We start from the raw sequence: 21,776 nt of genomic DNA on the forward strand, positions 1-21,776 counted from the left end.
AATATTATTCCCAATCCTTAGGATATTTCACTCCATCATATACAAGTTCATCATCAAAAAATACTTCTGCAATATCTTGCATGGAAGGTAATTGTTGATATTCAAAATTCAATCTATACGGATCCATAGCAAAAATCATGTGCGTCTTATACCCTCCATCGACCATCCATTGCAATTGGCTCTTCTTTGCTATAAATCTACCGGTGTACTCTTGAGAATATAATCCCATATTACTTTTGGGTAGTCCCGGGAAAGAACTGCTCATATTACCGGCCACCCCATAATCACGCACTGCATAAGTTACATACTCACCGGATTGTATCGTGCGACCATCCACATATATTGACGGTAAACTAAAAATAGTACCATAAGCATATACTACAATGTCCTTTTCAGGCTGAAGTTTATGTACCTCATAGGCAAGACGCGAACAGGCCGATGCAGCCGGTCTGACAAATCCGGGAACCGTCAAATATAAATTATAATCATTATAATCAGCATATTCTTCATCCAGAAAAATACCATCCAAATTATAGGCATCGCACATCGCCTTAATTTCCAAAGCAAATTCCCGACAAGTTTCAGGGGCCAGATTGCATAAACCCGAACCATCATGATCGGGCATTATACCCATAAATACTTTCATCCCATGATCCTGTAAAGGTTTCAGATAATGCTCATTTTTATCAAGCAATGCCTGTACATTAGCATTATACTTCATTGTAACCTGGCCGGTCTCCCGATTATACATCATGTTGCCTGAGAACATAATCAAAGCGTCAATCAGCAACTTCTTACTATTCTTCAAGGTGAAACTTAAATTATTGAGCGGATTGGTGTCATTTACTTCCATACAACTGAAGATTTTAACTCCGCTTGCTTTGTTGCAATCAGGCATGCCGGTTTTGTCTGTAACAAAAACCAACCAGGTATTTTCCTCCTGCACTAAATCCAAATTACCGGAAATCACGTTTATTTTCAAAGGAATAACATATTTTTTATCCATTGAAAGTTCACCATTTGAGACAAAAGAAATCTGAAGCGGAGAAGATTTCTTTTCACCGGCTTTCACTTCCAATACCGCTTCCTCCGGTAACATTACTTGTGATTGGGGAAACAATTCATACGAAGCAGAGTTTCTGACATTATAGTCTTCAAGCACGTTTTCGTCATAAACAACCGACACAGCACAATCCGATGTCGTTTTTTTTGTCAGATTAAGATACAATAACAAATCACCGGATGATCTGAATTCAACATTTGAGGCCAATTGTTTCCCCTGGCTATCAGTTAAATATCCTAATAAATCATCATGAAATTCATATAATTTTTCATCAACAGTACCCACTGTCATGTCATCTTCTGTACAAGAAGAAATAAACAGGCCTCCCAACATCAGGAGAGCCATACATTGCAGTTTTAATAGATTCAGATATTTCATATTCTTCATTTTTGATCTACATTATTGATTTTTCTCCGGTAATTCAAGAGGCTTCCATGTCAAATCCTTATTAGCAGTAAGATTATTTCCACTTGCATAATCAGTTATGCTCATCCCTTGCCCCTCATCAAATTTCCAATAAGCAACTAAACCCTCCGACTTTGGATCCACATAATAAAAATGATTCTTAGCTTGAATTTCCTCCACTGTCAAAACACGATTCCAAATACGGCATTCACAAATATCACCATCCAAATAACGCGCAGCTTCATAAGAATAACCAATCCAGAAACCGCGTTTAAGTTCAGTTTCTTCTTCCACCGGATAAGAGTATCCCCAATTCACCGTGGTACGAATAGTTTTATTCCCATATCCCCTTGACACACCGTCCACAAACATTTCCGACTGCCCGGTATTTCCGTCATAAGTAAAAGCAATATGTACCCATTTCCCCGTTTCTATTGTCCAGTTGGGATTTGTAGCATTAGTGGAAGTCGTAGCAAGCTGAAGCTGATTTCCCGGAAGTCCCTGATCACTGAAACGGAGCAGAAACTTTCCTTCTATTCCCATCAAAGTACTGATTTTATTATTCAGTTCATCGGCACGAACAAGTGCTTCTACCGTTATTGTCTTCAAGCCTATCAATACACCGGCGTGAAGAAAATTCGGCTTCAACCTTCTTTCTTTTATATTGGCCACTGTATTGATTAATGCAGCACCTTTAAATACATAATAAACTGTACGTGCGCTTTCCAAAAGTTCCCAATCAGACTCAGCTACAGTTACAGGCAATACATAGACCAAATTACTGTTCAACGCCGTCAAGTCCTTAAAATGCAATACAACATCAGTAGAAACAACACTTCCCTTATTAATTATGACATTCGACTCTTTTACTTCGTAGTAATCCTCCGGCAGCGCAACAGCTGCATCATAATAAATCTCATTATATGTTGTAACCAATGACGGTTCTGCCTTATATACAATATGTATATCACTCTCCACCGGCTGGGGAATGGTAGCCTGAAAAGTCTGCAACATTTCGTCTACACCGGGTTTAAGCAAATGTGTTGCAACCTTTTTGGACACATCTCCGGTAATCACCTTGCTGTCAAAACTCTCGGCATCGTCCTGACAGGATACTACATTTACTGCCAACAGCAATACAAAAAGACTGAAAATTGAGTTATATTTCTTCATATTAAAAACCTCCTTTTATTTAACTGACGGATTAAGCGATGAAATTATTTTCTTGGTATATTTATAGTTTTTATCCGCATAGAAGTAGTCATTTGAGATATTATAAATACCGACACCTCCCACCTGTCTTCCTCCTTGAAGCGATATCGCCCATTCAGCAACGATATCAGCAGCAAGTACACTTCCCAGATATCCGGTTATCTTATCGGAAGTATCCAACGATGGCATAGTAACTACCATTCCCACTGGACTATCATCTACACCTTCCGCCGTTGCAAGAGAATATTCATAAGTAAGCATGTCTTTATTAGTAACTTGTGTTCCCAATACCCAAATCATACCACACTCTTTCAAAAAGGTTTTGAAGTACAGATTCTGAGGTCTTCCTTTGAACGAAACCAGTTTACCTGAATTCCGGATATGCCAATCCTTTATAATTCCAGTAAACATACTCTCATTCATTATATACTCATCTCTTTCTTCCTCAGTCATATGAGTACTTTTCCGTCCTGTATAACTCACACAAATACCATCATAATTATATTTTGGTACAATTTTCAACGCATTCAACAAAGAATCCATCAGGAAATCTTCAAATCTTTCTGATACAGGTTCTACACTCAAAACATCCCCCTGCTTCCTATTATAAGCAACTTTTATAGAATCAAAACTTATGTCATAAATCACTTTCGTACCTTTTTCCATCTGGATTTCTGACATTTCTCTTATTTCCCAATCTGATAAGTTATCTGGACATAGCAAGGACACAACATCAAGACTATCGGGTAAATCAACAAGATGCTGTGCACGACTGACGGACTTCTTCTCGCTATTATCAAACCACGCGTACACTTTTTTATGTTCCGTATCGGCTTTGTATTGGCGTAAGTTCTCCAAGTACTTGGTATTTTAATCATTCTCTGTTTAACAATACATTGCAATATTTTCATTTTTAGAAAAAAAAGAGAAAACAGACTAAGTGTTTATTATATCATTATTGTTTTATTAACAGAAGGAGAGAAAGTCGACACTCTCCTTTATAGAGTTTTAAAAAGTTATAACCATTAAATTAAATGTATGGAAAGCAAACATTCGCTTCGAAAGCCAAAGCTATTTCGAACTTTATTGATTCTCCTGTTTATGGCAGTTCCTTTACAATGGGCTACTGCACAGTTGACCTTATCAACTCCCCGTACAACTTTAGGAGCTGTAATCAAGCAAATTCAGTCACAATCCAAGTATCAGTTTTTCTACAATGACAAACTGTCAACTACTGCTGTGGATCCTCTCAAAGTAAAAGACGCTTCATTGGAGCAAGTCCTGAATAAACTTTTAAACAACAAAAACATTGCCTACAAGATAGATGATAATATAATCTATTTGTCGGAAAAAGAAGATTTGAATTCCAATCAACAGCAAACAAACAAAGAACGCACTATAACAGGGCAGGTATTAGATTCAAAAGGCGAACCATTGATTGGTGTCAGTATTTTGGTTAAAGGCACAACCGATGGTGCTATCACCGATTTGAACGGTAATTACAAAGTTACTACTAAAAGCAATAGCCCTATTATCGTGTATTCTTATATCGGATACAAAACCCAAGAAATTCCATTAAACGGTCAAACTTCTTTGAATATAACGTTAATGGATGACACACAAGTAATTGATGAAGTTGTAGTCACAGCCTTAGGTATCAAACGGGCGACAAAAGCTTTGAGTTATAATGTGCAAGAAGTTAAAAGCGACGAACTCCTCACCAATAAAGACGCCAACTTCATCAACGCTTTGTCCGGTAAAGTAGCAGGCGTCACAATCAACAGTTCATCTTCCGGTGTTGGTGGTGCAAGTAAAGTTGTGATGCGTGGAACAAAAGCCATAAACCAATCTAGCAATGCATTATATGTCATTGACGGGGTTCCCATGTTCAATTTAGGAAGTGAAGGCGGACAAGAAAATGACTCTAAAGGAACAACAGAAGCTATTGCCGACATCAATCCGGAAGATATCGAATCCATGTCTGTACTGACAGGTGCCGCCGCAGCAGCACTCTACGGAAGTCATGCAGCCAATGGAGCAATCGTCATCACGACTAAAAAAGGAAAAGAAGGACGACTGCAATTAACTGTAAGTCAAAATACAGAATTTCTGCGCCCTTTCAGAATGCCGGAATTCCAAAACCGTTACGGAACGGGGGATTTGTTGTCCAATACCTCTTCGGTAGAAAAAAGTTGGGGGCATAAACTCAATTCTTCGAATTATATGGGTTATTCTCCTGTAGATGATTTTTTACAAACGGGAGTTGTTACGACCGAAACTGTTGCTCTTTCTACAGGAACAGAACGTAATCAAACTTACTTTTCTGCAAGTGCAATAAACTCTGACGGCATGGTGCCGAATAATGATTATAATCGTTATAATTTTACATTCCGAAATACTACTTCTTTCTTGAAAGACAAGATGACTTTGGACGTAAGCGCCAATTACGTTAAACAAAACGACCGCAATATGGTCAATCAAGGGACTTACTCCAATCCTCTAGTCACCGCTTATTTATTTCCACGTGGTGATGACTGGAACGACATTAAGATGTATGAACGCTATGACACCACACGTAAAATCTACACTCAATATTGGCCACAGGATTTTTCCGGTCTAACCGGGCAAAACCCTTACTGGATCGCCTATCGTAACTTACGTGAAACGGATAAAGATCGTTACATGTTGAGTGCAGCATTAAATTACAAGATATTGGATTGGTTAAGCGTTTCAGGTCGTGTACGTGTTGATAATTCGGATTCCAGATATACCCGCAAATTATATGCAACCAGTAATGAAATTCTGGTAGAAAATTCAAAGAACGGTCTTTATGGAATCAGCCAAACCAATGACAAACAGACTTATGCAGACTTCATGGTCAACATTAACAAAACATTTAAAGAAGTATTAAGCCTACAAGCTAATCTCGGTGCATCTTATTCAGATATGCAGCAAGATGTATTTAGCAATGAAGGTCCTATCAGTGATACAAAAGGTATTGCCAATGTATTCAATGTTTTCCATTTGGATAATGACAAGACCAAACGCTCGCAATCCGGTTATCGTGAACAGACACAATCTATTTTCGCCAGTGTAGAATTAGGATATAAAAGTACCTATTATCTGACATTGACAGGACGTACAGACTGGCCTTCACAATTAGCTGGTCCGAATTCTGTAAAGAGCGCTTTCTTCTATCCTTCTATTGGTGGTTCGGTGATTTTGTCAGAGCTGTTACCGATGCCTAAGCAGATTTCATTCTTGAAGTTAAGGGCTTCTTATGCTTCAGTAGGTCTTCCTTTCCCACGTTTTCTGGCAAATCCTACATACGAATGGGATCAGAAAGCACAAAAATGGGCAGTAAAGACTCATTATCCAATGTATGAATTAAAGCCGGAAAAGACAAATTCATGGGAAATAGGTATTACTGCACGTTTCCTTGACCATTTCAACTTCGACTTAGGATTGTACACAACTAAGACATATAACCAGACATTCGAACCAAATATCTCAGTGTCTTCTCAATATTCTACAATTTATGTACAAACAGGTAGTGTACGCAATAAGGGTATCGAGTTATCTTTAGGATACGACAACGATTGGAATGGAAAATTCAGATGGGGTTCCACTGTTACTTTCAGTGCCAACAAAAATGAAATACTTGAATTGATGGAAAATTACAAACATCCGGAAACAGGTGCTATCATAACATTGGATCGTTTAGAAGTAGGTGGCTTGGGAGATGCTAAATTTGTTCTGAAAAAAGGTGGCAGCTTAGGAGACCTTTACTCCATTAAAGATCTGCAACGTGATAGTAACGGCAACATATATGTGAATGAAAAAGGAGAAGTTGCCAGTGTAGCATCAGAAGATATTAAGTTAGGCAGTGTATTCCCTAAATGCAATCTTTCATGGCGTAACGATTTCAAATGGAAGAATCTGAACTTCGGTTTTATGCTTTCAGCACGTTTTGGCGGCATTGTTTATTCTGCAACTCAGTCTTATCTTGACTATTACGGAGTATCTGAAGCTTCGGCTGCCGCACGCGATTTCGGTGGAGTTACCGTAAATGGCAGTGATGTGATTAATGCACAAAAATGGTATTCGGTTGTCGGAGCACAGAACGGTATTCCCCAATACTATACATATAGCGCAACTAATGTACGTTTGCAGGAAGCGTCTATTGGATACACTATTCCTAAAAATAAATTATGGGGAATTGCAGACATCACGGTATCATTGGTAGGACGTAACCTTTGGATGTTGTATTGTAAAGCACCATTTGACCCTGAAGCGGTCGCAACTACCGGCAACTATTACCAAGGGATTGATAACTTCATGACTCCCAGCGCACGCAGCTTAGGATTCAACGTTCGATTCAAGTTTTAACCTCTTTTATTAAAGTACAATGAATAAATCAATTATAAAATTATTTCTGTTAGGAGGATTGACTATAACCTCAATAACTTCCTGTACAGACAATTATATGGATTATAATAAAAACCCATACGAAGTGACCGATGACGAAATGGAACGGGATGCCCACAAATTGGGGGCAGCACTCGTGGGTATGCAAAGTGTAATCGTGCCTGTAGGAGAACATCTGGCACAGTTCTCCGAATGTTTGTTGGGAGGTGTTTTCAGCGGCTATATGGCAGACTCTAAAACATGGGGAAATTCGTTCTCATATTTTAATCAGTCAGAAGATTGGAACGGAAAGGTCTATCTGGATATCATGCCTGAAATTTACTCCAATCTTGCTGAAGTAAAAAAATCCACTACCGATCCTATCCCATTGGCAGTAGCGGAAGTGCTAAAAGTAACAGCCATCGTTCGTGTTACAGATGTGTATGGTCCTATTCCTTATTCACAGGTAGGACAGGATGGTAAACTGACAGCTCCTTTTGACACACAAAAGGATGTTTACACCAAAATGTTTCAGGAATTATCTGATGCCATCACTACTTTGACCGCCAACCGTACAAATGACTTTTCTCCGAATGCTGATCAAGTCTTTGGTGGTAAAGTTGAAAAGTGGATAAAGTTTGCCAATTCACTAAAACTGCGTATGGCTATACGTATTCGCTATGCGGATGCTACATTGGCAGAACAAATGGTAAAAGAAGCTATCAGTACGGAAAATGGCCAGGTTGGTGTAATGGAGAATAATGACGATAATGCATTTATGAAAGTTTCCCTCAATCCGTTTTATACTATTTTCGGTTGGGGAGACTCCAGAATCGGTGCCGACTTACTTACATACATGAATGCTTATGAAGATCCCCGTCGCTCTGTTTATGCATTGAAGAGCACATTTGCCGGTTCATCGATAACAAACGGTTATCATGGTTTACGTATTGGAAACGAGCATACTGCTGTTGATGCCAAAATGTATTCAAATATGAATGTTGCGGCTACAGCACCATTAATGTGGATGAATGCTGCCGAAGTTATGTTCCTGAGAGCAGAAGCTGCCCTGTTGGGATGGGATACCAAAGACACACCGGAAAATTATTATAAAGCAGGTATCCGTTTGTCATTTGGTCAACATGGGGTTAGTAACGTAGAAAGCTATTTGGAAGGAACCACAGCACCTAGCAGTTATAAAGATCCTAAAGACACATATACTGTAACATTACCGGGAAGCGCAGTTTCTGTAAAATGGTCAGGAGCTGACAATGAAGTTAATCTGGAACGTATCATTACGCAAAAATGGATTGCAAATTTCCCGTTAAGTTTGGAAGGATGGGCAGATTTCCGCAGAACCGGTTATCCCAGATTGCTATCCACTCCTAATAACAAAAGCAACGAGATTGCTGAAGGTAAATTTGCCCGTCGGTTGAAATATCCGCAACAAGAATATAATACGAATAAAGTTAATGTAGAGCAAATTGTCAGTACGTTACCAGGAGGAGATAAAATGTCGACTCACATATGGTGGGACTGCAATCCTAGATTGTCAAATGAATAAAATCTAAATATTATGAAGAATAAATTTAAAATAGCAACCTTATTGTTCTTTACTACAAGCTTCACATTAGGAGCATGTAGTGATTGGACAGATATTGAAGGTATAGATATCAAACAACCTAACATTCAGGAGCAGAATCCTGAGTTATATACCAAGTACTTGGAGAACTTACGCCAATACAAAGCCGATACGGAACATAAAAAAGTGTACGCGTGGTTTGATAATAGCGAAAAGAATCCTTCCAGTTATGCACAACATATAACAAGCCTACCTGACAGCATTGATATTGTCGGTTTGATGTATCCTTCAGAGTTGGCAGCTTTTGAAAAAGAAGAAATAATGACTTTACAACAAAAGGGTACAAAAGTAGTTTACGCCATCAGTTATGATGAGATACATAAGCAATATGAGGACATTATTTCTACCCAATCAGAAGCTGAAAATGAAAATACATTTGACTATTTTCTTTCAAAAGAAATAGAAAAGCAATTGGCATATGCTGCCCCCTTTGATGGAATTATACTAAAGTTTATCGGACAAAATCCGAAATATATGACAGCCGAAGATAAAGCTGCTTACACTGCCAGTCAAAATATCTTTTTCAATGCTGCATTAAACTGGATTAATAAAAATGAGGGAAAATTCCTCTCTTTACAAGGAAAACCTCAAAATGTAGTAGATAAGAATATTCTATCCAAATTCCTTCATCTCATCATAGAGATGTACCAAGTAACAGATAAAAATAAATTTACTCTTGCCATTCAAGACTGTTTGGAAACAGGAGTACCAACAGACCGTTTCATCATGGCTGTTTCAACTCCTTCTTTGGACACGTCTGACACAAGTACAGGCTTCATAGGCACAGAAAGGGCTATTATTGAAACTGCTTATTGGATAACAGCAGACACTCAAGAATATGATAAATGTGGCATAGCTATTAATAATGTCCAAAATGATTATTATCAAACAAGCGGGAATTACCACAATGTGAAAAAGACCATTAATATAATGAATCCAGCCCCCACCAAATAATTAAACTATTATGAAACTACAAAAATTATATGGCATTACGTTAGGATTATTGACTTTCATCTCTACAGGATGCAATGATGATATGGAAAACTTCTCCAATAATATTTTCATGAGTTCTGTTAGTCCTGAAAACATCTTAGTCAAATCTAACATAGAATCCGACGAACGTACTTTCCAGTTGGAAATTGCAAAACCGGAAGAAAGTGATATTAATTTTACAATCAAAGTAGACCCTGCATTAGTATCTGCTTACAAAGATATCTACTATACAAATGATGTGGAAATGTTGCCTGAAAAACATTACTCTTTCTCAAATATGGAAGGAAAAATATTTGCAGGAAGTGTTATCTCCGCACCAATCACAGTCTACTTCAAAGAAATTAATCAATTGAATATTGACAAAGTGTACATACTCCCCGTCAGTATAGACAATGCTAATATTGGCATTTTAGCTTCAGCACAAACTTTCTATTATGTATTTAAAGGAGCGTCACTCATCAATAAAGTAGCGAATATTAAAGAAAACAATATCTATGTAGAATGGAAAAATCCTGAAGCAGTTAACAAATTAACAATGATGACAGCAGAAGCATTAATTCGCCCACACAGCTTTGACCATAACATTAGTACATTAATGGGAATTGAAGGCAAATTCCTATTCCGATTCGGTGATGATGGCGTGCCAGCGAACCACTTGCAAATAGCAGGAACCTCAAGTGCTACAAACATACACATTAATCGGGATGTACCATTGGAAGAATGGTTACACATTGTCATCACTTATGACGCTGAAGCAAAAAATTTAAAGGCTTACTACAATGGAGAATTAGTTACTAATAGTCCAATGAATATTGGCGCTATTAACTGGGGAATTCCTCATTCTGACGAATCTAATGGCAAACCACGTTGCTTCTGGATAGGTTATTCATACAATAATGAACGTTGGTTAGATGCTGATATTGCCGAAGTACGAATTTGGAACCGTGTATTAAGTGAAGAAGAAATTAATGCAAAAGATCATGCATACGAAGTAGATCCTAACTCTGAAGGATTAGTAGCGTATTGGAAACTGAATGACGGTCTTGATGAAATAAAAGATTATTCCGTAAATGGTAATAATGCAACCCCTTCTTCAACACTGACTTGGGTAGACGTAGCTCTTCCGGCTAAAGAGGATTAATAATCAACAATTTTAATTAGAATTAAGTCATGAAATATACAAGATTTATCAAATCATCTTTTTGGATTGCGCTACTTGCCTGTACAAGTAACGTATTTACCGCCTGCGAAGATGACATTACTATATCATCTGAAAATAACTCATTTGGTAATATAGAAGGTAATTTTGGCTACGTAAAATCAGCCGCCGGAGCAAAAGCTCTCACTGCCATAGCCATTAATGGTGACAAGCATGGTACAGGACATTTATACTTTGAACTGAACAAAGCCACCAATAAAGACATCACAGTAACATTTAAAGTTGATGAGTCAGCGCTAAATACCTACAATCAAGTAAATGGCACCAACTATCCAATGTATCCGACAGATAAACTTTCATTGGAAAATGAAGGAATAACAACCATTCCCGCCGGAAAGCGCAAATCCTCTTCTGTAGAGTTGGATATTCAACCTGGAGGTACAATCGGTACAAGGTATGCGGTAGCAGTATCAGCTACTGCTTCTGACGGAATTGAAACTTCGAGCAATAACGAATCTTATATTTATCTTGTAACTCCACAAGCTACTCTACCTAATACGGAAAAAGGAAGAGTCAAAACAATCTGTTACATAGAGGTAAATAATGAAAATATATTGAATGCAGGTGAATATACCATGGAAAACAGTAAGAAACCATTCTTCGATATAGTCAATGTTTTTGCCGCCAATATTCGTTTAAATGAAGAGGGAAAGCCATACGTACATTGCAATCCGCAAGTAACTTTCGTTTTAGAGAATGCTGATAAGCTAATTCGTCCGTTACAGCAAAAAGGAATAAAAGTCCATTTAACCATTTTAGGCGACCATACACCAGCGGGCATGAGAAGTTTAGGGGATGAAGCCGCTAAAGATTTTGCCAAAGAACTAAAATCATATGTGGACATTTATGGATTTGACGGTATAAGTTTTGATGATGAATGGTCAAACTATGAACAAGTGGGAGGGCATCCCGGATTGGTAGTTCCATCACAAGAGCAATACAGCCGCCTGATTTACGAGTGCCGACAAATAATGCCTGATAAACAAATTGGGGTATATTGGTGTAAACAGGAAAATGGTGAACCTTCTATCAATTATCCATTAGGAGAAATTGAAGGTAAGGATGTAAATGATTTGTTAGATTATACTGTTTTTGGAAACTATAATTTATGGAATGAATTATCACATATTGATAAAACCAAGCAATGCCCATACGCAATAAATGTGACAGAAGATAATTTTTATCCTAATTCAGTCTATCTGTCTAAAATCAAAAACGAATGGGGATACTTTGCTATTTATAATTTAAAAGCATCAAAAGTTTATAGTTCAAAGTTTAATGAAATAGGTCAAACACTATATAATGACAACATTATATGGACTGAACAAGTATATGGAAGAACTGATTTTACTCCTTCACGTTCATCAGCTATTAAAGATTACAACTATTATTTAGGAAATTGGAAAATCTCAACAGCTCAACAATATAATTGGACAGGAAGTAAGTGGGAAAATAAATTTAGCAAAATGGAGTTCAACATCAGAATAGAAGAAAACATTAAAAATGAATCCTATTATGTATATGGATGGGCACCATATGGCAAATTGCTAGAACAGTATCCGTTAACCATGCTATATACTAATTCTGATACTAATCCACTCAGTATCCCAATGCCACAAGTTCTCCATTATTCAGATGCCACAGATCCACTAATGTGGAAAATGTGTTGGGCCACTCCTGGACGCACAGCCAATTCATGGACAGTAGGAGGAAAAGAAGGAGAATTCAGAGCAATACTAAACAGCGACGGTTCAATTACCTTAAAACCATTTCCATTCAACGATAATAGAAACTGTACAGCTGTCCCATATTGTTCTAATGATGGCGGAAATACATGGTTATACACTCATACTATTTTCCAAGAAGCACATCCGACAGGACTTAATTACGAATTGACAAAACAATAAATTATCCAACACAAATTAATAGGGGTATCCGAAAGGATACCCTCTTACTATTCAAATTAGCTATTCCACCTGCCCCTCCGGATAATTCACCAAATACAACGTTTTCGTTGCCCGAGTAAAAGCCGTGTACAACCAACGGAAATAATCAGGAGTCAAATACTCGTCCGTCATATATCCCTGATCCAAAAACACATTCTGCCACTGTCCGCCCTGTGCTTTATGACAAGTCACCGCATATGCATACTTCACTTGCAAGGCATTATAGTGCGGATCGACTTTCATTTTTTTCATCCGGTCACGTTTATTGGCAATATCGGCATAATCCTCAAGCACAGTATAAAACAAACGGTCATTATCCGCTTTCGACAATGCTGGTGAATCTGAATGCAAAGTATCTAATAATAGATTAGCATCCAGTTCAAAATCATTCTGGTCAGGAAATCTCAAGGTGACCTCCGCAAAATGGAATCCATACATCTCACGAGTGCGACGGACACGACGGACAACAGCAATCTCACCATTGGCTATGAAATCCATTTCCTTATACTTCTCTGTCCAATAATAGTTATTCTTGGTCACCATCAGCATATCGCCCGTATTCAATTCATCTTCACGCCATAGGATTTGCGCACGTATCCCATTATTATATAGGTTCGCACGTTTATTGGAACGGCAAATAACGATTGTCTCATCCATCCCGTCGTGATCATAGCAGTTTGTCAATTCTTCTATCAGTTCTGTGCCAGGCGCTTGCTTGATATCAGGAAAGCCCGTTATCTTTATCTTAGGTAGAGAGTAACATTCGTCTTCCGCTATCAACTGCCTCAACTGCGTAGCATTCCACAAAATACCGGACTCTTGCACTTGGCGGACTACCTGAATCAGGCTAATCTCACGGACTTCAAGCCCATATCCTTTCAACGCGTCGGCAAAAAGTGCCGGACTCAATTCCTCTCCCACCGGAGGAAGCTGTGCTGTATCTCCCATCAACAAAAGACGACACCCTTGTCCCGAATAGACAAATTGTATCAAGTCATCCAGCAAACGTCCCGTACCGAACACGCTGCCGGACAGACCCTCGTTGGAAATCATGGAGGCTTCATCCACAATAAACAAGGTGTTTGTAGCAAGATTGTCATTTATGGAGAAATTAGTAAACTCGTTGGAATAGGACTGTTGCCGGTATATCTTCTTATGAATGGTGAAAGCAGGATGGCCTGCATACGCCGAAAAAACTTTTGCGGCACGTCCCGTAGGAGCCAACAAGACAGACTTCTGCTGCAACTGTTCCATCGTTTTCACCAATGCTCCGACCAGAGATGTCTTACCGGTACCGGCATAACCTCTCAAGATAAAAACTTCATCCGCCAGAGTAGATAACAGGAACTCTGAAAGAGATTTTACAGCAATTTCTTGCTCTAAAGTTGGTTGGTAAGGAAAATTTTCCTTAATTTGCCTTTCTAAATAGTTATTTATCATTTTTGTACGAGAAAAAAGTTCGAGGAACTATCGTATTTAAATATATTTATTCTATTTTTGCGATGCGAATATAACAACTAAAAACATAATTTATCATGAAAACAGTATTTAATATTGTATTGGTGCTCTGTGCTGCCGCATTGGTTTACATCTGCTACGCCAGTATCATGGGTCCTATCAATTTTGAAAACGCAAAAAAAGACAGAGAAAAAGCAGTCATTGCTCGTTTGATTGACATCCGTAAAGCGCAGCAGGAATACCGCACGCTTAATCACGGAATGTATACAGACAAATTTGATACGCTGATTGACTTCGTTAAAAATCAAAAACTACCGTTCGTAATGAAAATGGGTATGTTGACAGACAAGCAGTTGGAAGACGGACTGACTGAAAAGAAGGCAATGGCTATCATCAACAAAGCTAAGAAGACAGGTAAATATGACGAAGTCAAGAAATGGGGACTCGAAGGTTTCAAACGTGATACTATGTGGGTAGCCGTTATGGATACTATCTTCCCTAAAGGATTCAATCCTGACTCTATGAGATATATTCCTTATGGAAACGGTGCTCAGTTCGAAATGAATGTTAGGAATGATACCGCTAAATCCGGTGCTCCTGTATTCTTGTTCGAAGTAAAAGCTCCGTACGAAACTTATCTAGGTGGTCTTGACAAACAGGAAATCATTAACTTAAAAGATGTTCAGAGCAAATTGGGTAGATACTGCGGTTTGATGGTAGGTTCTATCGATACTCCGAACAATGGTGCCGGTAACTGGGAATAATGATTGATTTTACTAAATCACAACAATATACTTTATCCATCCGTCTTAGTACGGATGGATTTTCTTTTTCTATCTATAACCCGATTCACGATAATTCGCTGTCGACGATAGAGAAAGAGACGGATACTTCCCTGTCTCTTACTGCTAATCTGAAAGCTACTTTCCGTGAATCGGACTTTCTAAACCACTCCTACAAACGGGTTAACATCATGATGGCTGATAAGCGTTTTACTATCGTGCCACTGGAGTTGTTTGAAGAGGAACAGGCGGAACTTCTATTTTACCACAATCATCAGAAACGGGAAAACGAGACGGTGATCTGCAATATTCTCAAAAAGAATAATGTAGCTATCATTTTCGGTATGGACAAGAGTGCACATACCTTTCTGAGCGAACAATACCCCGAAGCCCATTTCTATTCTCAATCTACCCCGCTCATCGATTATTTCTCCGTCAAGAGCAGGCTGGGAAACAGTAAAAAGATGTACGTTTCCATACATCGGGAAGCAATTGACATTTATTGTTTTGAACGGGGACATCTGCTTTTAGCCAATTCTTTTGAATGCACGCATACGGAGGACCGCATTTATTATCTGTTGTATGTCTGGAAACAATTAGAGTTCAATCAGGAAAGGGACGAACTGCATCTGACCGGGACGCTTCCGGATAAAGAAACTCTGATGAATGAACTAAAAAAGTTTATATTACAGGTATTTATCATGAATCCTGCTACTAATATTGATATGCAGGCCTTATTGACATGCGAATAACCGGTGGTTAACGGAGAGACGATAAAGCAGTCTGTTTTTTATTTCTTCTTAGGGGTAATGAAGCCAATAGGATTACGCGGCTTGTCTGCCAATGCTTTTTGCACCTGCAATTCGGCTAATGTCTGATTTATCAATTCCAATTGCATACGAGTGTCGTCATTGATGTCGTTGTAGTCTGCGAACACTTCTTCGATATACTCTTTCAGTTCCTTGACTTCACGCTGTAGTTCATGTACCGGACTGATAGGAGGACTTAACAGTAACGAACAGCAACAAAAGCACGCATAATGCCCATGTTTATTTGTATGACCGTCTTTGATTTCCGTTTTTTCATCTGTCAACTGAAACATAAAATCAATAGGAAAACGATCTGTATTACGTTTCACCGCTTGATTTAAAGCGCGGGGTTCAACTCCATACATTTCTGCCAAATCTCTATCCAGCATAACCTTTTGTCCACGTATATCATAAATCTTACTCTGTATTACTTCGAGTTGTTCCATCTTATTCTACTTTGGTGTTATTCTTTTAGCACAATTGAGGCAGGCGATTGATATACTGTCAGACTTGGGCTGTATTCTATTGGGGAATATCTTTTCTGCGAAAGTAAGCAAATGTGTTCAATGTAACAAGTAAGCGCCAATCAATATATATTGCTATATCAAAAAGAATCTGTATCTTTGACCATGAAAAGTCTACCAAAACAGTCTGATTCATCAATGTCGTTACTATACTGTTACTTCCAAGCAGGGGAGACTGGCTTTTCATTAGTGATATTCAATACATTATAAAAGGTTATGATCTTATGCGAGTAATCAGCGGTATTTACAAACGAAGAAGATTCGATGTGCCACGAACATTCAAAGCACGTCCCACAACAGATTTTGCCAAAGAGAATCTGTTTAATGTACTCAATAATTATATCGACTTTGAAGAAGGAGTCAGTGCATTGGACTTGTTTGCCGGAACCGGAAGCATAAGTATCGAACTTGTATCGAGAGGCTGCGACCGTGTAATCAGCATTGAGAAAGAACCTGCTCATCACGCGTTCATCTCCAAAATAATGAAAGAGGTGAAGACAGACAAATGCCTGCCGATACGCGGGGATGTATTCAAATTCATCAAGAGCAGCCGCGAGCAGTTCGATTTCATCTTTGCCGATCCCCCTTACGCTTTAAAGGAACTGGAGACAATCCCCGAACTTATCTTCCAAAACAATTTACTCAAAGAGGGAGGCTTATTAGTATTGGAGCACGGAAAGGACAATAACTTTGAGGAAAATCCGTATTTTGTAGAAAGGAGAGTATATGGAAGCGTGAACTTCTCTATCTTTCGGGCTACAGCAATGGAGCCAACAAACGGACAATAGACTCTACCGCTTTTTGTCTCCACGAACGCTTCACCCAATTCTTTAAGAATATCTGCGTGCTTTCCCGTTGGTCTTGCAGGAATATCTCCTTCATCTCAAGTGCTGTGTTCACATCGTATATAAAGGCATTCACCTCAAAATTATGCTCAAAGCTGCGAAAGTCCACATTGGTGGAGCCTACTGTAGAAAGCATATCATCCGAAACCATAAGTTTGGAATGCAGGAAGCCTTTTTTATAGAAATAAACCTTCACACCTGCTTGCATCACATCAGCTAGGTAGGAGCAGGAACCAAGATGGGTGATTCTATTATCGGCATGTTCCGGTAACATCAAACGTACGTCCACTCCGGATAATGCCGCCGTCTGCATAGCAGCCAATATTTGTTCGGTCGGCAAGAAATAAGGTGTTTGCATATAGAAGTATTTCTTTGCACCGGTTATCGCTACGGTCAATCCCTGCATGATTTCTTTCCAAGGACCGATAGGTTCGCTGGTAACGATCTGTACCAGTGAATTTCCATAAGAGTCTATTTTCGGGAAATAACGGGAAGCGGTTATCAGAGTACGGTCTACGAAATACCAATCAAGCAGAAAAGCCGTCTGCAAACCGTGTACCGCCTTGCCTTCTATCATGATGTGCGTGTCTCGCCAGATTCCCCAAGAGAAACCGCGCATATAACGTTCCGCCAGATTCATTCCTCCTACAAAGCCTACCTGCCCGTCGATAACAACAATTTTCCTATGATTCCGATAATTCACCCTACTTGTGAATAAGGGAAAGCGGACTTTCAAGAAGCTCCTCACCTCAATACCCGCATTACGCATCTCCTCAAAAAAGCGGTTGGGAACATGCCAGCAACCTACGTCATCATAAATCACCCGTACCTCAACTCCCTGCATGGCTTTCTCTATCAATACATCTCTGACCATACGCCCGATAGCGTCATCCTCAAATATATAATATTCCATGTGAATATGCTGCTTCGCTTTTTGCAATTCACGCAGTAAAGACTGAAGTTTAGTATAACCTTCCGTATAGACGGCTACCCGGTTTCCTTCGAACGGAAAGGCTTGGTTGGTATGCTGGAATAGTCGGATAAGACGGGAATATTCGTATTGCACTTCCGAGCAATCTTGCGCCAAGTATTCCGCCATCGGCTTCTTGAGAAGACGGTCATAACTCTTCCTCCCGATAATCCGTTCGCGACGCTGGCTGCGCCCAAAGAAAAAATAAAAGACAAGACCTACAATGGGCAGAAAAAGCAAGATCAGTATCCAAGCCATAGTCTTAACCGGATTCCGGTTGTCAAGGATAATGATGACAATCGTACCGATGATAGCCCCGAAATAGAGAATATCAAAAGCCACCGTTGCAATCTGACCAAGTATGTAAATCCAATCTATCATAAGAATCTCTTCTAAAAGCGGATACTAAGCAACAAATATAGAGTAATTTATCGGATAAACAAAAAAGTCCCGATAACAACTCTCGTTCATTACACCGGGACTTCCTTTTTATCTGTATTCACTTATCCTCAAAAACGCATCATCCGTCCCGGTCCACCGCCGTGTGGTCCACGCGGTCCACGATGACCACCTCCGTCAAATCCGCCTTGACGCATATTGCCACGAGCTCCTTTATTTCCAAAGACGTTCAGACGATAAGAAAAACGAAGCATACAGTAGCTGTTTATTCCATTATACTCAGAAACGGAACGCATATCGGCCGTCAACGAACGACTGATATTGGACTGCTGTCTCAGAATATCGTATATCTCTAAACTGATTGTCGCGGCATTACCTTTTAGGAAGTTCTGGGCAATCTGCGCATTCCAGATAAGCTCATTCTTATTCATGCTGGCGTCACGATAGCCACGACGTGCATTGTTGGTTATGTTTGTAGACAATGTCATACTCCAAGGCAAAGAAATATTGGTGCTTGCTCCATATCCGAATGTATATGGCTCCTGATTGTTCTCCGGACGCAACTCATTACGTTCGAAATTATAGTTGATCGAACCGTTAATAGTAAACTCAAACCAATCATTACGGAAAGTTCCATTCAGATTTTCACCCAAAGTCAACGTTGTACTCGTGTTCTTATCATTCACCTGTGTACTTTCGTTATAAAGATAAGCCACTGCATTAGTATAGTTAACAAGAGAGAACGAATTGATAGTAAAACGTTTATCCTTCAGAGCCGTATTAAATCCGAACATACCCATTGCATTCCAGTTACCATTAATATTCTCTGGTTTTACTGTCACCCCACCGGTTGTCTGATTATAAGTAGTAGAATTGGTAATGCTGTTTTGAGTCATATTAAGGAAGGCGTGCGCCATCATTCCACGTTGTTTGTCTCCATTATAAGTATTATAGAACAACCGCATAGAGTGAGAAAAAGAAGGTTTCAGTCCCGGATTACCTCTACGAACATTTAACGGATTTGAGTTATCTTCAATATCCAAGAGGTTTTCCATACTTGGCTGACTAGCACGCCCTCGATAAGTAAACCGCAATTGGCTCACCTTAGAGAAACGATAACGGAAATCGATATTAGGCGCAAAATTGAACACCTTTCTTTTGACAATCGTATCCACATCATCCTTTCTATAAGTCAACGTTGTGTTTTGTGGCTGCAAAGATACTCCAAAGTTCAACCGATATTTCTCACGGATTATGTTCAACCCCGCATTAATATCGTGATTATAATATTTATACTGAGCATATTTACTCAGACTCATATCCTTATTGCTTTCGTAACCTTCAGGTAGTCCATCACCATAATTCCAAATCCAGTCTTGTCCTTTATCAGCATCGGGAAGCAGACTATACGTACTTCTGTCACTTTCGCTATATTTGTATTGAAACTTATACCGGAACTGCAAAAAAGTAGCCTTTGCAACCGGTTCGTTATAAGTCAGTTCTGCCGTATAATCATAATTTTGGGTCGGAGATGTTATATACTGCTTACGTTCATCATCCGATTTTCCCGCTGCCGTATCAAAATAGCGTGTTAACGACTCGCTAAACTGTTCACTATCATTATCTCCATAACTAAATGTGCCACGAAAAGTTATATTCCTTCCCTGATTATTCAATCTTCTGTTCACTTGTAAAGAAGCATTAGCTGACAGACTATTACTTTCAGTCGAAGACTCGCTATTGCTGGCATTCACACGGATATCATCCAAAGGATCATCCGTCGTATTCCAAATACTTTTATCCAGAAAGTCATTAGGATTGGATACCAAATTGAATGGGTCACTCTTAAAAGTTCCCGACTCGGATTTAGAGTAACTGTCAGACTTTCCATACGAAAAATTCGGACGAAAGATTATATTGGTCAGTGTATCAGGCTTCCATTCCAAACGGAAGTCAGCTTTGAAGTTCGTATTTTTACTTCGGTTCTTGCTATTTGAGTTCGAGTAAGAATTTCCATTCTGCAAGAAACGTTCCGAATAGTTAGTAGAAAGCGCATCACGGTCGCTAAAGTTATAACGGGCACTACCTCCTAATTCCAATTTCTCCGACTGGGAAGCAAAGTTGACTCCTAACATTTTGGTTGCAGTCAGTCCATTACTGTTTCGGAAACGGGGTCCACCACCTCCGGAAAATCCCTGATCGTTTACATTATTAGCTGAACCAATCAAGGAGAACTGACTGTTATCAACAAAACGATTCAACATCAAGTTACTCCCATAACGGTCTTCCGTACCGACAGCCGCACTCGCATTTCCAAACCAGCCTTGGTTCATTCCCTTCTTCACCTTCAAGTCGAGAACCGTTTCTTCTTCTCCATCGTCAATTCCCGTAACACGCGCCAAGTCAGATTTCTTATCATACGTCTTCAGTTTATCAATCATGTTAACCGGCAAGTTCTTCAGTCCGGTTTTCACATCACCGCCAAAGAATTCCTTACCATCCACCATAATCTTCTTCACTTCCTTACCATTGATCTTGACATTCCCCTCATCGTCAATTTCCGCACCGGGAAGTTTTTTTACCAATTCTTCGAGCATAGCTCCTTCAGGGGTACGGTAAGCGGAGGAATTATACTCCAATGTATCTTCTTTCACAGTCACTTGGGGAGCTTCGGCAGTAATCACCGCCTCCTTCAGCATAACAGCGTCAGACTCCAGCGCTATCGTCCCCACACGCTTTTCCGTCATGTTCGCATAAAGATGAAGAGGTACATACTTTGTGAGAAAACCGATATAGGATACCTTCAAAAGATATTTCCCGGCCTTCACTTTGGGAAGAGTAAACCAACCTTGATTATTACTGGCAATACCGGCAGCATAAGCGCTATCGGGCAATGACAACAATTGAACTGTAGCCTGTGCCGCCGGCTCTTTCGAGTCGGACTCTACAACACGTCCCGAAACAGTAATCACCTTATTTTGTGCAAAAATAGAGAAGGTGCTCAGCAATAGCAACACCAACCCGACTGAAAATCTTTTCATTTACCTTATTTACGATTATATTAGTAGCAATAGCAATGCTCTTTTGACAAATAAGATCGTA

General features: G+C 39.3%; 14 protein-coding genes and 1 pseudogene. 8 read left to right on the top strand and 7 right to left on the bottom strand.

Going from position 1 to position 21,776, the window contains the following annotated elements; translation table 11 throughout:
* Nucleotides 1-4: 4 nt before the first annotated feature.
* Genes BACFIN_RS16485 through BACFIN_RS16475 form a run of 3 tightly spaced genes read right to left on the bottom strand, consistent with a single transcriptional unit; the run spans nucleotide 5 to nucleotide 3,538 of the window.
* On the bottom strand, nucleotides 5-1,450 hold the full coding sequence (locus BACFIN_RS16485) for a BT_3987 domain-containing protein (RefSeq protein ID WP_007749219.1): 1,446 nt from the start codon (nucleotides 1,448-1,450) through the stop codon (nucleotides 5-7).
* A 12-nt stretch (nucleotides 1,451-1,462) separates the two neighbouring features.
* A complete protein-coding gene (locus tag BACFIN_RS16480; RefSeq protein ID WP_007749223.1) occupies nucleotides 1,463-2,641 on the bottom strand; it encodes a DUF1735 and LamG domain-containing protein in 1,179 nt (392 codons plus the stop codon).
* A 15-nt stretch (nucleotides 2,642-2,656) separates the two neighbouring features.
* Nucleotides 2,657-3,538 (bottom strand): glycoside hydrolase family 18, encoded by an 882-nt coding sequence (locus BACFIN_RS16475; protein ID WP_007749224.1) that lies wholly within the window; start codon nucleotides 3,536-3,538, stop codon nucleotides 2,657-2,659.
* Between the two features lie 180 nt (nucleotides 3,539-3,718).
* Between BACFIN_RS16475 and BACFIN_RS16470 the strand changes: the two genes are divergently transcribed.
* The 5 genes from BACFIN_RS16470 to BACFIN_RS16450 all read left to right on the top strand — a co-directional run bounded on the left by BACFIN_RS16470 (nucleotide 3,719) and on the right by BACFIN_RS16450 (nucleotide 12,848).
* A complete protein-coding gene (locus BACFIN_RS16470) occupies nucleotides 3,719-7,069 on the top strand; it encodes a SusC/RagA family TonB-linked outer membrane protein (RefSeq protein ID WP_007749226.1) in 3,351 nt (1,116 codons plus the stop codon).
* A 97-nt stretch (nucleotides 7,070-7,166) separates the two neighbouring features.
* The gene (locus BACFIN_RS16465) at nucleotides 7,167-8,651 is read left to right on the top strand and encodes a RagB/SusD family nutrient uptake outer membrane protein (RefSeq protein WP_007749227.1); all 1,485 of its coding nucleotides are present in this window, start codon (nucleotides 7,167-7,169) and stop codon (nucleotides 8,649-8,651) included.
* Between the two features lie 12 nt (nucleotides 8,652-8,663).
* Nucleotides 8,664-9,683: a glycoside hydrolase family 18 gene (locus BACFIN_RS16460; protein ID WP_007749229.1), complete on the top strand. Its 1,020-nt coding sequence runs from the start codon at nucleotides 8,664-8,666 to the stop codon at nucleotides 9,681-9,683.
* Between the two features lie 10 nt (nucleotides 9,684-9,693).
* Nucleotides 9,694-10,863, top strand: coding sequence for a DUF1735 and LamG domain-containing protein (locus tag BACFIN_RS16455; protein ID WP_007749230.1), 1,170 nt, complete (start codon nucleotides 9,694-9,696; stop codon nucleotides 10,861-10,863).
* Nucleotides 10,864-10,892: 29 nt separating this feature from the next.
* Nucleotides 10,893-12,848, top strand: coding sequence for a BT_3987 domain-containing protein (locus BACFIN_RS16450; RefSeq protein WP_007749231.1), 1,956 nt, complete (start codon nucleotides 10,893-10,895; stop codon nucleotides 12,846-12,848).
* 60 nt (nucleotides 12,849-12,908) lie between these two features.
* On the opposite strand, the gene BACFIN_RS16445 is transcribed toward BACFIN_RS16450, so the two are convergent.
* Nucleotides 12,909-14,327, bottom strand: a complete 1,419-nt coding sequence (locus BACFIN_RS16445) for an ATP-dependent DNA helicase (protein ID WP_007749232.1) — start codon at nucleotides 14,325-14,327, stop codon at nucleotides 12,909-12,911.
* Nucleotides 14,328-14,422: 95 nt separating this feature from the next.
* Here BACFIN_RS16445 and BACFIN_RS16440 point away from each other — a divergent pair, with 95 nt between their 5' ends.
* Both BACFIN_RS16440 and BACFIN_RS16435 read left to right on the top strand, forming a co-directional pair.
* The gene (locus BACFIN_RS16440) at nucleotides 14,423-15,109 is read left to right on the top strand and encodes a hypothetical protein (protein ID WP_007749233.1); all 687 of its coding nucleotides are present in this window, start codon (nucleotides 14,423-14,425) and stop codon (nucleotides 15,107-15,109) included.
* The gene (locus BACFIN_RS16435) at nucleotides 15,109-15,879 is read left to right on the top strand and encodes a DUF3822 family protein (protein ID WP_007749235.1); all 771 of its coding nucleotides are present in this window, start codon (nucleotides 15,109-15,111) and stop codon (nucleotides 15,877-15,879) included. Before BACFIN_RS16440 ends, BACFIN_RS16435 begins: the two co-directional genes overlap by 1 nt.
* 38 nt (nucleotides 15,880-15,917) lie before the next feature.
* Here BACFIN_RS16435 and BACFIN_RS16430 read toward each other — a convergent pair.
* Nucleotides 15,918-16,382: pseudogene (locus BACFIN_RS16430) on the bottom strand (ORF6N domain-containing protein).
* 302 nt (nucleotides 16,383-16,684) lie between these two features.
* Here BACFIN_RS16430 and BACFIN_RS16425 point away from each other — a divergent pair.
* Nucleotides 16,685-17,248 carry an RsmD family RNA methyltransferase gene (locus tag BACFIN_RS16425; protein WP_007749245.1) on the top strand — a complete coding sequence of 188 codons (564 nt, stop codon included), beginning with the start codon at nucleotides 16,685-16,687 and terminating at the stop codon, nucleotides 17,246-17,248.
* On the opposite strand, the gene cls is transcribed toward BACFIN_RS16425, so the two are convergent.
* Together cls and BACFIN_RS16415 are read right to left on the bottom strand one after the other, a co-directional pair.
* Nucleotides 17,217-18,656 carry a cardiolipin synthase gene (gene cls, locus BACFIN_RS16420; RefSeq protein ID WP_007749246.1) on the bottom strand — a complete coding sequence of 480 codons (1,440 nt, stop codon included), beginning with the start codon at nucleotides 18,654-18,656 and terminating at the stop codon, nucleotides 17,217-17,219. The two genes, BACFIN_RS16425 and cls, sit on opposite strands and share 32 nt — an antisense overlap.
* Nucleotides 18,657-18,784: 128 nt before the next feature.
* Nucleotides 18,785-21,715 carry a TonB-dependent receptor gene (locus BACFIN_RS16415; protein ID WP_007749249.1) on the bottom strand — a complete coding sequence of 977 codons (2,931 nt, stop codon included), beginning with the start codon at nucleotides 21,713-21,715 and terminating at the stop codon, nucleotides 18,785-18,787.
* Between the last annotated feature and the right edge of the window lie 61 nt (nucleotides 21,716-21,776).

The organism is Bacteroides finegoldii DSM 17565 (assembly GCF_000156195.1).
Lineage (GTDB): Bacteria > Bacteroidota > Bacteroidia > Bacteroidales > Bacteroidaceae > Bacteroides > Bacteroides finegoldii.